Here is a 14,356-nt window from a genome sequence, read left to right on the forward strand (position 1 = left end):
TTTTCTCTCATTATACAAGAAAGACCCTATAGAATAGACTTTTTTTTAAGTGTCTATTCTATAGGGTACATTTTATTTAAAACGGATTGTTTTTTTATTGGAATAATATTATAAGATGAATGGAACACAGGAATAACTATTCTACTTCACTTGTATACTTTTCAGGTAATAATTCCATTACGTTACATTTTACAAGTTCACCATTATAAGAAAGTATAACGTTCGTATTTTTTCCGTAATCACTTATTAATTCTCGACACATACCACATGGAGCAACAACCCAACATTTTTCTATATCTTCATGAGGGTGTGGGTGAGCAACTGCTACAATGGTATCAAATTCATGATCACCTTCTGAAATAGATTTTCCAATTGCCATAGCTTCACCACATACTGTTATTCTTCCAACATTCGCTTCAACATGTACTGCTGCATAAATATTACCTGTTTTAGTGCGTACTGCTGAACCGATATGATGACGGCCATATTTATAGTTTTTTTCGATTACTTTTTCAGCCGCTTTAATTAAATCACAGTCTTCACTATTTAAAGGTATTACGTGTAACATAATTTCTCCTCCATACTAAACATGATTAGCATTATTTTAGCGGGAAATTTTAATATTTAAAATAAAAGATAAATGTTAAATAGATAATATTATTATGTAAACTATAATTAAAAAAGGAATTTATAATAATCAACAGAACATATAGAAGAGTGTGATGATGAGAAAACAGCCTATGATATAGCCTTAGAAAAAGGTCATACTCACCTTTTACATTATTTGCAACAGGGAGTGAACGTGTGATGAATAAATGGAGTGTAGGGATATTTTTATTTAATGAGGTGGAAGTGTTAGATTTTGCAGGGCCATTTGAAGTTTTTTCTATCACTAAAGTACATGAAGAGAAACCATTTACTGTTTATACAGTTAGCCAAAATGGAGAAATGATTACAGCAAGGAACGGATTAAAGGTAAAGCCTGATTATAGTATTGAAGATTTACCACCAGTTGATATATTAATCATTCCAGGTGGTAAAGGCGCACGGGAAAATGAAGTGAAAAATGATATTGTAATAAATTGGGTTCGTCAGCAAATGAAAGAAGTAAAGCTAATGACTTCAGTTTGTACCGGAGCGTTATTACTCGCGAAAGCTGGTTTACTGGAAGGGTTAAAAGCAACAACACATTGGGCTAGTATTCAAACTTTCAAAAAAGATTTTCCGAATGTAGAAGTAATGGAGAATGTGAAATTTGTAGATGAAGGACATATTATTACATCGGCAGGTATTTCAGCTGGTATTAACATGTCATTTCATATTGTGAAAAATTTGCTAGGTGTGGAGATCGCTGAAGAAACGGCCAAAAATATGGAATATGATATTGATTTACAAAATTAAAAAAGCCCAAATTGGGCTTTTTTCTTATTTTGAGTGTATATAGGTATGATCTATGCTCTAAACTTAAGCTCTTAAACAGTCATTCTAGTTTTATCGAATGTACGAAAATGCATCTCTTTTCTCCTTGTAACCATGTTAAAACAAGGAGAACTTTGTATGTAAAAAAACTCTTCTACAATAGTAGAAAAAGAATAACAGAAACTACTATTTTATGCCAGCATACATAAAAAAATGCAATGTAAATATGGAAATGTCGTCGAATGCTATCTTTAATTGGTTAATTAGTGAGATATTTTTGTGAAGGAGCTTATTTTATAAGAATAGAATTAAAGTTAATAAGAAATCATGCCGATGGTAGTGAAAATATATGTGTTAGGGGGATTTCATAATGAGGAAACTCAAGCGAATAAATGTTCCTAATATACAAGAACAACTATCACAGTCTAATGAAAATCGAGCAATTAATAAGAAAAAACTAAGGCGATTTATATTCATGTTTATATTTATTGCGGCGGCTACTTTGTACGTTCAATTTATTTTAACGAAACAACAAGAAATAATTGTAGAAAAAAAAGATACAATTACGAATCAAAAAAAACAATTGGTTTCTTTAAAGAAAGATGAGGCTTCTTTAAAGACTAACATAGAAAATTTAACAGATGATGATGAAGAAATTTTGAAGTTTGCGAGAAAAGAATATCAATTTTCTAAGTCAAATGAAACTATATTTGTGTTGCCGAAGTAGTGTAATAGAGCAGTTAGCAATAGCTAGCTGTTTTTTCATGTAGGAATGTCATGGTACAAGAAACAATTACATATTGTAAAAATGAAGAGCTGGAGCTGTTTTTATACTTATGGAATATATACGAAAATAAATATTGTTAAAATTCTGTCAATTGTATTATAATATAAGGTAAGCGGATACATTTTTTAATCCATGTTGAGTTTATCACTCATACGACTATTAAGAAAACCGTTATCCCGTATTAGAAAGGAAGAGAGCTGTGTACGCTTCAAATACAATTTATGTCGTAGGGGATGCGAAAGCACCTCAAAATAATCCCATTACCGAAAAGTTTAAAAGCTATTTTGTAGCGTTTGTACTTGTTAAAGAGACTGGGGAAATTGTAGATGCAGATTGCTCAGCGACAATTGCATTAACATCTCAATTTGTTAAATATTTATTTCTACATAAAAATATTAATGACCCAGAATTAGTAATGGAAATAAAAGATCGTTATTTCGGTTCGTCTCAAAAAGCATTACTTGTAGCATTAAAAGATGCACAGAAAAAATATAATCAAATCGCTGCTTTGTCTACCCATTCATAGACAAAATCCAGCCGTAAGAATCTTCTTATGGCTGGTTTTTTTTATTTCACATTAACTTTCTATATGAAAAGTAAGCAAAAGAGGTGATTTATTGCTCTAAAAAAATTTGGAATTAGGATTCCACTTTTTCAGACAACGAAAGGATGAACAAAATGAAAATTACCGATGTAAAAGTAAATCGTAGACGTGTAAATCTGCATACACCGTTTAAAACCGCGCTTCGTACCGTAACCGAAATAGAAAGTATAGATGTATATATTCATACAGATGAAGGAATTGTTGGCAAGGGTGCAGCAGCTGCAACACCGGTTATTACGGGGGATTTCGCTAACGGGATTGAAGAAGCAATTTTAGGGCCGATGCGTTCCAATTTAATTGGTCAAGATATCATTCAATTTCAGCAGTTACTACAGCACATCCAAATGAGTTGCATTGGAAATCCAAGTGCGAAAGCCGCGGTAGATATCGCATTATATGATGTGTATTGTCAATATCATAACATTCCACTTTACGCATTATTAGGTGGAAAAAAAGAAATTCACACAGATATTACTGTAAGTGTAGATGAACCGTTCATTATGGCGAAAGAGGCAAAGCAACATGTAGAAAAAGGATTTCAAACTTTAAAAATTAAAGTGGGGAAATCTGCACACTTAGACTTAGAACGTATTGAAGCGATTCGAAATAGCGTACCAAAAAATACGACGTTACGATTAGATGCAAATCAAGGGTGGAATCCAAAAGAGGCAGTTTCTATCATTAAAGAGATGGAAAATCGCAATTTAAATATTGAATTTATTGAACAACCTGTTCATGCGAAAGATTGGGATGGATTAAAGTACGTCAAAGATCATGTACAAACACCTATTATGGCAGATGAAAGCATATTTTCAGCGAGTGATGCATTAAAAATTGTGCAAGGAAGATATGCAGACTTAATCAATATTAAATTAATGAAATGTGGAGGCATACGTGAAGCGTGGCGTATTGCTGATATCGCAGAAGCAGCTGGTGTGAAATGTATGGTAGGAAGCATGATGGAATCTTCTCTTTCTGTTAGCGCTGTTGCACATTTAGCTGCTGCACATCCTAATATTCATTACTTCGATCTTGATGCGCCACTTTGGTTAATGGAAGAACCGGAAGGAATGACTTATTCTGGATCAAAGGTAAACCTTCAATCGACAGTGAATAGTAAATCTTAGGAGAAGAGACTAGTAAATTATCTTTTAAGGGGGATATGTATGAAAAAAGTAGGAACTGCATTTTTAACAACTTTATTTATATTTTCATCGTTTACATCAGCAAATGCTGAAGAAAAGAAAGATAGTAAGGCGTTTATCGATGTATCTGCCGCAACACTTTGGACCACGCCTGATTCATTACGGCCAATTGATGCACCAAGTGCTACAAATCCAGTTGATTTGTGGAAGTGGACGAAATCGATGACGCTTGATGAGAAACTTTGGTTAACAAGTGCAAATAAATTAGAAACGCAAGCGTTATTAGGCCAAGAAGTAACAGTTGTAGATAAAAAAGGGGATTGGGTGAAAGTGTTAGTCCATGGTCAGCCAACACCTCGAAATGAAGAAGGCTACCCAGGATGGATGCCTGAAAAACAGTTAACATATAATCAAGAATTTGCAGATAAAACAAATGAACCTTTCGTATTAGTAACGAAACCGACAGCCATTTTATATATAAACCCTTCTGAAAAACATAAATCGCTTGAAGTGAGCTATAATACGCGGCTGTCCCTCCTAAGTGAAGATACAATTTCATACCGCGTGTTGCTACCAAATGGGCAGAAAGCTTGGCTACGAAAAAATGATGGAACGGTTTACCGTTCTCAAAATGATATTCCAACCCCGACGGCCGATGATTTAATAAACACAGGGAAAATGTTTTTAGGATTACCGTACATTTGGGCTGGTACAAGTGGCTTCGGATTTGATTGCTCTGGATTTACACATACGATTTATAAATCGCACGGTATTACAATTCCACGAGATTCTGGTCCGCAATCGAGAAATGGAGTTGCAGTGGATAAAGAACATTTACAAAAAGGGGATTTAATCTTCTTTGCATATGATCAAGGGAAAGGTAGTGTCCATCATGTGGGAATGTATATTGGTGACGGAAATATGATTCACTCACCGAGAGCTGAGAGATCAGTAGAGATTATACCGTTAAATACACCTGGATATATAGAAGAATACGCTGGTGCTCGTCGTTACTTACCTTAAAAAATAGAGGGGGTTTTCAAATGAAAAAATTTGTTCGCTACTCATTAGTTAGTACTCTATTCGTTTCTTCAATTTTAGTTGGCTGCGCAAAAGAAAAAACAACGCCAAAGCCGAAAGATGAGAAGAAAGTATTACAGTTACTAGAAACGGGTGAAATTCCGTCATTAAATTCAGGGAAAGTAACAGATGCAGTATCATTTAACGTTTTAAATAACGTCATGGAAGGATTATTCCGCTTATCGAAAAACGATGAAGTGATTGAGGCTGGAGCACAAAAATATGAAGTGAGTAAAGATGGGAAAACATATACATTCCACTTGCGTGATGCGAAGTGGTCTAACGGAGATCCAGTAACAGCGCAAGATTACGTATATGCTTGGAAGCAGCTTATTAATCCGGATACTGCTTCTCAATATGCATACATTGCGTACGATGTGAAAAATGCGGAGAAAATAAATAAGAAACAACTAGGGTTAGAGGAATTAGGAGTAAAAGCGAAGGATGATAAAACGTTCGTTGTAGAGTTGGAACATCCTGTACCGTATTTTACGAAACTACTTATTTTACCGTCCTTCTATCCAATTAACGAGAAATATGCGAAAGAGCAAGGCGATAAATATGGATTAGAAGCAAATAAAACGGTATATAATGGGCCATTTACATTATCTGATTGGAAGCATGAAGCTAGTTTTACGATGAAGAAAAACGATAAGTATTGGGATAAAAAAGAAGTGAAGCTAGATGAAGTAAACTATCAAATTGTTAAAGAAATTTCAACTGCGGTAAATTTATATGAAACAGATAAAGTTGATCGGGCTGTCATTTCAACTGAATTCGTAGATAAATATAAAAATAATAAAGAGCTTAAACAATATACAGATCCGGTTATGTACTTCTTCCGATTCAATGAAAATGTACCGATTCTTAAAAATAAAAATGCAAGGCTTGCGCTAAGTACAGTGTTTGATAAGAAAGGACTTGCGACTTCATTTTTAAATGATGGATCGGTTGCTGCAAATTATTACGTGCCAAAAGGATTTTTAAAAGGTCCAGATAAAAAAGATTTTAGAAGTACAGCAGGTGAGTTTAATAAAACGGATGTAAAACAGGCGAAAGAATATTGGGAAAAGGCGAAGCAAGAGACTGGTACAAATGAAGTAACGCTTGAGTTATTAAACTATGATTTAGAAAACTTTAAGAAAGTAGGAGAATACATTAAAGAACAGCTAGAGAAAAACTTACCAGGCTTAAAGGTAAATGTAAAATTACAACCACATACGCAAAAGCTAGCGCTAGAGAAGAAGAAAGAATATGAAATGTCATTATCACGTTGGCTACCAGATTATCCAGATCCAATGACATACTTAGAAGTATTCCTTTCTGGAAGTAGTGTGAACAATACTGAATATGCGAATCCAGAATATGATGCGTTAATTAAGAAGATTAAAACAGAATTAGGTAATGATGAAAAGGCTCGCTGGAAAGCACTACAAGATGCTGAAAAAATGCTACTTGATGATGCAGTTATTGCTCCAGTATTCCAGCGCGGATTATCGTACTTACAAAAGCCGTATGTGAAAGATTTATACGTACATCAATTTGGACCAGCAACAAGTTTAAAGTGGGCAGATGTACAAAAATAAAGGATGAGAAAACAGACTCCACGTTTGTGGTAGTCTGTTTTTTAGTTAAAGTCGGGTAAATAGTACATGGTATAATTTACTAGTCTGTATAAAATTTTGGAGGGGAATGAAGTTTTATGTTTGAAGAAAAGAAAGTAATACATACAAAAAGGTTATTCATGAGAAAGCCCCTTATAGAAGATGTTGATCAATTTTATAGCATAGTAAAAGAAGAGGCTGTTGGCAAATGGCTTGCTAAATCAAAGGGAATGTCAAAGGAAGAAGCGAAGGACTATATTATGCAACTAATATCACATTGGGAACAGTATGGTTTCGGGGTATGGTTGTTAGTTAATAGAAATACAGGAGAGCTTTTAGGACATTGTGGTTTAAGAAAAATAGATGAAACAGGTGAAATAGAAATTATGTATTTACTTGATCCGGAATATTGGGGAAATGGATATGCGTCAGAAGCAGCAAAGGCTTCCATTCAATATGCAAAAGAGATGATGAATGTAAAAAGAATAATTGCTAGAGTAAAAGTAGCAAATGAGAACTCGAAAAAACTTTTACGAAATCTAGGGTTTATATATACTCATGAAGTTGATTATAGCGGGCGCTTATTATCATATTTTGAACTCAATACATCATCCGAAGAATTCTAGACATTTCATATGTTTTTTCATTGTTAAAAAATAAAATTATTACTAAAATTTCAGCGTGAAATGTATGTAGAATCTTGTATAATTAACGTGTTTCTATGGAAACATTTTCTTGCGCTATATATAGGTCTTAATAGAACAAGGAAAGAAATACATACATGTATATAATAGATAAATAGAATGGAACATGTATAGAGAAAAAGGAGAGAAATGATGACGTGTCAAAGACAAGGGTTACAATTTAATTGCGATAGGAAGAGGAATAAAAAATGAAAATGAAGCATGCCTTTGGTCCCATAATTTTAGCGTGTGTGCTTTTTTTTATTATCATACTCATCCCATCGAAAAGTTTAGTATCACTGATTAGTGATAAGAAGGTAGCAGATGCGGCAACTTCCTTACAAAAAGAAAAATTACAAAGTGTATTCTTGCAACAGAAAATGTTAGAGAATTCGCAGTATTTACCGATGTACGGTTCATCTGAATTTTTACGAATGGATGCATATCATCCGTCTAATTATTTCAAAGTAAATCCCGCTGGTTTTACGCCATATTTAATTGGGATTGGCGGTACACAAAGTTTAGCTCATATATTAAATATGACATCTACAATGGATGAGTTAGAAGGTAAAAAAGTAGTCTTTGTTTTATCACCACAATGGTTTACAAAGACTGGTGTATCGCAGGGGGATTTTACGAACAATTTCTCTAAACAACAAGCATATCATTTTATTTTTAATGATAAAATAAATGTAGAAATGAAGAAGCAAATTGCGAAACGACTTTTAGATTATAAAGTTGTTCAAGAAGATGATATATTAAAAAATTCCTTAGAAGGTATTGTATTTAATGATACGAAACATAACGTAAAAGCGGGTTTAGTTAAACCACTTGCTTATATGCATCGAAATATTTTAGATCATAGAGATTTATTTAACTCCATATTTAAGATTGAGCCGATGAAAGAAAAAACAAATGTGGGACTACGTTCAATTTCTTGGGTAGATGCACGTAAACATGCGGAAGAAGAAGGGAAAGCGGAATCTACCACAAACACATTCGGAATTGAAAATCCATATTACTATAAACATAATTTGAAGAAAAAGTTAAAAGGTTTAAAAAACTTTAGAGCAAATGAATCGTATGAAGAATCACCAGAATATGATGACTTACAAATTGTTTTAAATATTTTTAAAGAGAAAAATGTCAAGCCGCTCTTTATTTCTGTACCTGTAAACGGACCATGGTATGATTATGCTGGCTTCCCTAAAGAACGCCGTGATGTATATTATAAAAAAGTTCGGGAACAAGTTGAGAAAGCGGGGTATCCAGTAGTCGATTTCTCTGGCCATGAATATGATAAGTATTTCTTAAAAGATACAATTCATTTAGGGTGGAAAGGCTGGATTTACTTTGATGAAGCAGTGCAAAACTTTTATACTGAGAAATAAGTGTGGAGAAAAAGGAACGGCTATAAGCTGTTCCTTTTTTAGTATAGAGGATTTTGATGTGGGCAATTCGGAAAGGCATGTATATCTTGAATTTGTCTAAAATCATAATGTTTCATTGCGAATTGCGCTTGATAAAGGTATTCATATACATACAATTGACCATCATGTGCAGAACATAATACACCAGAGGTTCCTTGCCCATTAATGAAGGAAATACCGATAGGGCGTCCGATTAAGTATTGTATTTTTTGTTGCCAATGCATAGGGGAATCACTCCTTTTTGAGATAATATACGAAATGAATGAGTGAATTGTAGCTTATCCACATAATTATGAAGGCTTTTTATACAATTTCTAGAAAATATTAATATGAATGAATTATAAGTGCGAGAAAGGAAGGAATAATGAAGAAAGAGAATGTTTTGGAAGAAAAATTATATTTAATAGAATGGTGTCAAACATTACAGCGAGTACCTGATGATATATGGTTTCAGGCATTAAGAGAAGGTTCATGGGCAATTGCGGATGTGATTTCACATTTTATTGTTTGGGACGTGTTTTTAATAAAGGATAGAATTCCATACTTTATAAGTGGACAATCTGTACCAAATGTTCCAATAGATGTTGAGGAAATGAATAAGGGAGCAATTAAATATGCAAGATCTGGTATTTCAAAAGAAGAACTATTAAATCAATTTAGTGTTACTCGTAAACAGTTAGTGGATGGAATTGGGCGAATTCCCACCCAATATTTTTATAATGACTACCAATTTGGCACTAAAAAAGTGAAATTAAATCATTACTTTTCATCACTCATTCAACATGACTTAAAGCATAAAGAAGAAATAATGCAATTTCTAATACAAAATTAAGCCTATAATAAAAACCGCTAACATTCGTAATGAATGTATAGCGGTTTTTATTTATATTTTTACGCAAGATTTTTATGTTTTTTTGTCCATTTTTTTATAACGAAGTATAAAACAATAAGTATGACGCCACCAATTGCGAATGATTTCACATATGGTCCAGCGATATCATTAATATTCTCCCAATTTTCACCTAGTTTTTCACCTAAGTAAATGAAAATGATAGACCAAGGGATGATTGCGAGTGCTGTTAACGTAGTGAAACGTAGGAATGACATTTTTGTAATACCAGCAGGAATTGAAATCGCATGACGCACTACTGGAATGAAGCGTGCTGTAAAAATGACGCCAGTTCCGTAACGATTAAACCAATCTTCTGCAGCATCTATTTGTTTTTTATGTATGAAAATATATTTTCCATAACGTTCTAATATAGGGCGTCCGCCGTATCGGCCAATCCAATAAATAAAGATTTGAGCAATAACACCACCAATTGTACCAAACACAACTGCGCCTAAAAATGAGATACTACCATTGAATACTAAGTATCCCGCATAAGCAAGGACAATCTCACTTGGGATAATTTCAATCATAAGTCCAAGCATAATGCCCCAATAACCTAGCCCTTCAAAAAATGTTAATACTGAGTGAATAAAACTACTTACCATTGTTGCACCTTCTAGTTTATGTATTTTTGAATAGGTGAACCTTATAGTTAATAATATAAAAGATTCACTATGTGTAGATTATACCTTATTTGTATAGTGGATTGCTATTTCAATTCTTTTATGTCCTTTATAAGTATTATAGTAAAGTATATAAGTTCAATTTTCATGAAGAGAGAATGAAAAGATTATTAAAAATTTCTCATATTCCAATGATAATAGACTGAAAATTAAGTATAATGGTGAAGGTCTTTAATTTACAAAAATAGGAGGAGAACATATGTATATTACAGATCCGATTTATGGACCAATATCTATTCAGGATAGATATATTCTTCAATTGATAGATACAAAAGCATTTCAAAGGTTGGCGGATATAAAACAACAAGGACATACATACTTTTTACACGAAAACGCATTACATACGAGGAAAGAGCATTCAATAGGTGTATATGTACTTGTAAATAAAGTGATAGAACATCTTACGAATATTGGTGATATTCATTTATCAGAATATGAGAGGGAGTTATTATCTGTTGTAGCACTTCTACACGATGTCGGTCATGGCCCGTATTCGCATTGTTTTCAACAAATATCAGGTGAAGATCATGGTGAGTGGACTATACGAATCATTCAAGAGGACGAAGAAATACGCACGATTTTAAATCAGACCCCTGGATTATTAGATGATGTAATGAAAGCTTTAACAGAAGATGGAGTTTTTCTAATTATAGATGAACTATTATTTAATTCATTAGGCATGGATCAATTAGATTTTTGGAATAGAGATTTATATTATTCTAATCTTGAATTAGAGGGTTTAAGAATTGAAGAAATGATTGCTAGTATGCGTTTTATTAATGGTAAACTTGTAATTGAAGAATCTGGAATCCCTTTGATTGAACAACTAATGAAAATGAAAGAAGGACTTTATAATAATGGCTTTGGTCATCCGTTTGTAATAGGAAAAGATTTATTGTTGCAATCCATTTTTCAAAAGATAACTGAAAAAAACCTTAAATTCTATACTCCTGAATTACAAAATTTCTTTTATAAAGAAGAGGGTTTATTAGTAGAGGACTTTCTTCCATTACAAGATGAAATGATTTTACATGAAATTCAGTGCTTTGCAAAATCAGAGGACAAACAATTAGTGGCGTTAATTCAGCTTTATTTTTCAGGTACTAAAAGTTTATCATTTCAAAAAGGGCTGGAGGGTGATTTTAAGAGGGAGAATAATAATTTAGCAATAATAATTGAGAAAAAGGCGTACAGTTCATATGTAGGTGGTATTTACGTCTATAGTGAGGGGCAGCTAGAGGATATTGTAGAAAAATCCCCTTTTATTCGAGAGATAGTAAGGTTACCTAAAAAAGAATATGCATATTCAATTTAATTAGTTTGAAAACATAAAATGGATGAGGTGGAAATGTGGAGTGGAAAGAACGCCTTTTAGAAATGGATGATTTACCAGTTATATTAGAATGGTATAACGATGAAAAATTACATAACATAGCGGATATAAAACCATTTAAGCGATATACAATCGAAGAGCTTCGTCAGTACTGGGCCGAAAAATTGTCGCGGTCTCATGCAAGTTATCATGTAATAGTAGTGAAGGATGAAGTAATAGGTAGAGTTGGATTAAAAAAGACGAAATATGATGATATATATGTGATGGAATACTCTATTCTCATTGGCGTTTCGAATTTATATTCAAAAGGGCTTGGAACGGAGATTACAAAGTATTTTATTAGTAAATCATTTTTAGACCCTGATATAGAAGCAGTTCTATTGCAAGTTAGGGAAGATAACAAGAGGGCGATTCGTTGTTATGAGAAAGCTGGATTTGAAAAAGTAAAATCGTATGTGGAGAATGAAGTGAAAGTGTACGAAATGCGTAGAGTTAAGAAAGAGGAAACAGTATAGAAAGAAAAAAGCGCGTGTATTTAATTCTGAATATAGCGTGAATTAGGGAGAGTGAATAAAATACATGAAACATAAAATTGCATTACTGGCAGATGTACATGGAAATGCAACTGCTTTACAAACAGTTATCGAAGATTCTATGAAAGAAGATGTGACTGATTATTGGTTTTTAGGAGATTTAATTATGCCAGGTTCTGGATCGAATGATTTATTTAAAATGTTAGAAAGTATAAACGTTGATACTTATGTACAAGGAAACTGGGAAGATAGCTTTCTTGACGTTCTTAATAAAAACATTGATATTGATAACGCAACTGATATTTATGTTTCTAGATTAGTTCAGTATCAATGTGAAAACTTGGATGAAAACTATATTAAGCATATTAAAAATTTACCATTACAGATAATAAAACAGGTTAATGATTTATCAATCAGTATTAGTCATAATTTACAAAATAAAAATTACGGAGGAGATTTGTGGCCCACTAATAATCAGGAACAGTTTGATCGGTTATTTGATCGTGAATATGATATTGCGATTTACGCTCATACCCACCATCAATTGTTGCGCTATAGTAGCAATGATCAATTAATTATTAACCCAGGAACAGTTGGACAACCTTTTTACAAGTGGAATAAGCTAAACTCTGACTTACGTGCTCAGTATGCAATTCTTGAGATTGATGAGGCAGGAATTGCGGAGGTGAGATTTAAAAAAGTTTCTTATGATGTAGAAAAGGAATTAAAAAACGCTATTAGTAAAAATCTTCCTTATATTGATTTATATCGCGAATTGCTCGAGACTGGAAAAACTCATACTCACGATATTGAATTATTGCGAGAAATTAATGATAAATACAATTACAACGATGATGTAATTAAGTTTATCGAGAAAATCTAATAGGCATTTAATAGCACGAAATGAAGATTGTTGAATGAATTATAGATTAGTAATGATAATTACATAATCAAGAGCAATTGTAAAATGAAACTTATATGTAAACGATTTTTGCATCTTATATTGATATAAAAAACAAGCATCTCCCAGTTCTACATATAAGATAGGGGGATGCTTGTTTTTTTACGGTTTCACATCTAAATTTTGTAGAAATAAAGTTGCTGTTACGTAACGTTTCGCTAACATTTGTACATATGCGGTATGTACAGAAAGTGTGGCGATAATAATGGCGTTACGGATTGCTTCACGTTGTTCGTTATTAACCTGATCGAACTTGCTTGCAATTTTATCAGCTCTTTCTTTTACGATGTTTTCAATTGTATGGATTGTATCTGTTGCATTTAATTGTAAGCAATTCCCTTGATTGAGTTCTTCAAATAGAGAAGAGTATGCTCCATATAAATGAACAGGATTGATTAAGTCATCACTTCGATCGGCTGGGTCGTTTACGATAAGGCGTAATAGCTTACGAATGGATTCAAAATCAAGTGCTGTTTTTAAATCTTCAACAATGAATAGTAAGGCTGCTTGTTCAATTGAATATTTTTTTCCTTTTTGAGGAGAGCCAATCATTTCTTTTATATCTCGTTTCACCCAGTTTTGCATGGCAGTTACAGAGAAACTTGTGTTTTCGATCTGATTGCCAAGCGCGACTATTTCATTTAAAGAGAAACCGACGTCTGTATCGTCAATTTTTATCAGTTTTTCAAAAATAGGTGAAAGTGCGGTAGTGATAAAAGCAGTTACGCTTTGTCCGCTTTCAATATCTTTTTTATGTGACTTTGCCCAAGCTTCTTGTAAAATACCGAGAGGCTTTTTCGTATTCCATCCTCTTAATGATAGAAGAAGGGTAGCCATTTCGTTTCGTGTGAGATGAAATGTTTCCATCTTTTCACCTCCATAAATAATAAAAAGTTCTTATGAACCTATAATATGTTTTGTTTCATTTAAAGTCAATTCTGTTTTGCTTAATTTTTCCTTTGTCACTAAACTGTCGGAAGTAAATAACACTTGCATATTTCGACAAAAGTTCATATAATAAGTTCATAAGAACCTTTAAAATGTTTTTAAAAATAAATCTATCATTCTGAATTTACTAGAAAGGTAGATTTCACATATATCTATATAAAAGGAGAATGGATATAATAGTGCGACACGTTGCTAACTGAAAAGGTTAGCCCATCCCATAGTAAAAGTTCTTTCGATATAACATATCATTGGGA

At 33.0% G+C, this 14,356-nt stretch carries 16 protein-coding genes and 1 pseudogene; 13 read left to right on the plus strand and 4 right to left on the minus strand.

What is annotated here, in order from left to right:
* Positions 1-136: 136 nt before the first annotated feature.
* Positions 137-568, minus strand: coding sequence for a cytidine deaminase (locus PDQ33_RS25830; protein ID WP_061130578.1), 432 nt, complete (start codon positions 566-568; stop codon positions 137-139).
* Positions 569-721: 153 nt separating this feature from the next.
* Between PDQ33_RS25830 and PDQ33_RS25835 the strand changes: the two are divergent.
* The 9 genes and pseudogenes from PDQ33_RS25835 to dltD form a co-directional block, all read left to right on the plus strand.
* Positions 722-808, plus strand: a pseudogene (locus PDQ33_RS25835) (ankyrin repeat domain-containing protein); the annotation flags it as partial.
* Positions 805-1,401 (plus strand): DJ-1/PfpI family protein, encoded by a 597-nt coding sequence (locus PDQ33_RS25840; protein WP_000981417.1) that lies wholly within the window; start codon positions 805-807, stop codon positions 1,399-1,401. The pseudogene PDQ33_RS25835 and the gene PDQ33_RS25840, both read left to right, overlap by 4 nt.
* A 388-nt stretch (positions 1,402-1,789) precedes the next feature.
* Positions 1,790-2,146: an FtsB family cell division protein gene (locus tag PDQ33_RS25845; RefSeq protein WP_001228720.1), complete on the plus strand. Its 357-nt coding sequence runs from the start codon at positions 1,790-1,792 to the stop codon at positions 2,144-2,146.
* Between the two features lie 259 nt (positions 2,147-2,405).
* Positions 2,406-2,732 carry a DUF3870 domain-containing protein gene (locus PDQ33_RS25850; protein ID WP_000271328.1) on the plus strand — a complete coding sequence of 109 codons (327 nt, stop codon included), beginning with the start codon at positions 2,406-2,408 and terminating at the stop codon, positions 2,730-2,732.
* Between the two features lie 143 nt (positions 2,733-2,875).
* Complete coding sequence (locus PDQ33_RS25855; protein ID WP_001997652.1) at positions 2,876-3,937, plus strand: dipeptide epimerase; 1,062 nt, start codon at positions 2,876-2,878, stop codon at positions 3,935-3,937.
* 39 nt (positions 3,938-3,976) lie between these two features.
* Positions 3,977-4,978, plus strand: a complete 1,002-nt coding sequence (locus PDQ33_RS25860; protein ID WP_270756838.1) for a C40 family peptidase — start codon at positions 3,977-3,979, stop codon at positions 4,976-4,978.
* A gap of 20 nt (positions 4,979-4,998) precedes the next feature.
* Positions 4,999-6,621 carry a peptide ABC transporter substrate-binding protein gene (locus PDQ33_RS25865; RefSeq protein ID WP_061130580.1) on the plus strand — a complete coding sequence of 541 codons (1,623 nt, stop codon included), beginning with the start codon at positions 4,999-5,001 and terminating at the stop codon, positions 6,619-6,621.
* Positions 6,622-6,737: 116 nt separating this feature from the next.
* Positions 6,738-7,265 carry a GNAT family N-acetyltransferase gene (locus PDQ33_RS25870; RefSeq protein ID WP_270756839.1) on the plus strand — a complete coding sequence of 176 codons (528 nt, stop codon included), beginning with the start codon at positions 6,738-6,740 and terminating at the stop codon, positions 7,263-7,265.
* A gap of 266 nt (positions 7,266-7,531) precedes the next feature.
* A complete protein-coding gene (gene dltD, locus PDQ33_RS25875) occupies positions 7,532-8,713 on the plus strand; it encodes a D-alanyl-lipoteichoic acid biosynthesis protein DltD (protein ID WP_000782290.1) in 1,182 nt (393 codons plus the stop codon).
* Between the two features lie 38 nt (positions 8,714-8,751).
* Here the strand turns inward: dltD and PDQ33_RS25880 are convergent, their stop codons facing one another.
* Complete coding sequence (locus PDQ33_RS25880; RefSeq protein WP_000558703.1) at positions 8,752-8,976, minus strand: hypothetical protein; 225 nt, start codon at positions 8,974-8,976, stop codon at positions 8,752-8,754.
* 140 nt (positions 8,977-9,116) lie between these two features.
* Here PDQ33_RS25880 and PDQ33_RS25885 point away from each other — a divergent pair, with 140 nt between their 5' ends.
* Complete coding sequence (locus PDQ33_RS25885; protein WP_000712047.1) at positions 9,117-9,584, plus strand: DinB family protein; 468 nt, start codon at positions 9,117-9,119, stop codon at positions 9,582-9,584.
* Positions 9,585-9,643: 59 nt separating this feature from the next.
* Here PDQ33_RS25885 and PDQ33_RS25890 read toward each other — a convergent pair whose 3' ends face one another.
* Entirely contained in the window at positions 9,644-10,249 is a 606-nt protein-coding gene (locus PDQ33_RS25890) for a DedA family protein (protein WP_229132724.1), read from the minus strand.
* Positions 10,250-10,526: 277 nt separating this feature from the next.
* On the opposite strand from PDQ33_RS25890, the gene PDQ33_RS25895 reads away from it, so the two are divergent.
* From PDQ33_RS25895 to PDQ33_RS25905, 3 genes are all read left to right on the plus strand, one after another.
* Positions 10,527-11,642, plus strand: a complete 1,116-nt coding sequence (locus PDQ33_RS25895) for an HD domain-containing protein (protein ID WP_229132722.1) — start codon at positions 10,527-10,529, stop codon at positions 11,640-11,642.
* A 35-nt stretch (positions 11,643-11,677) separates the two neighbouring features.
* Entirely contained in the window at positions 11,678-12,175 is a 498-nt protein-coding gene (locus PDQ33_RS25900) for a GNAT family N-acetyltransferase (RefSeq protein WP_270692280.1), read from the plus strand.
* 64 nt (positions 12,176-12,239) lie between these two features.
* Positions 12,240-13,076: a metallophosphoesterase family protein gene (locus PDQ33_RS25905; protein WP_048557938.1), complete on the plus strand. Its 837-nt coding sequence runs from the start codon at positions 12,240-12,242 to the stop codon at positions 13,074-13,076.
* A 180-nt stretch (positions 13,077-13,256) separates the two neighbouring features.
* On the opposite strand, the gene PDQ33_RS25910 is transcribed toward PDQ33_RS25905, so the two are convergent.
* Entirely contained in the window at positions 13,257-14,021 is a 765-nt protein-coding gene (locus tag PDQ33_RS25910) for a DUF1836 domain-containing protein (protein WP_000447224.1), read from the minus strand.
* Positions 14,022-14,356 lie beyond the last annotated feature (335 nt).

Source organism: Bacillus cereus group sp. Bc031, from assembly GCF_027716265.1.
In the GTDB taxonomy this organism is placed as follows: domain Bacteria; phylum Bacillota; class Bacilli; order Bacillales; family Bacillaceae_G; genus Bacillus_A; species Bacillus_A paranthracis.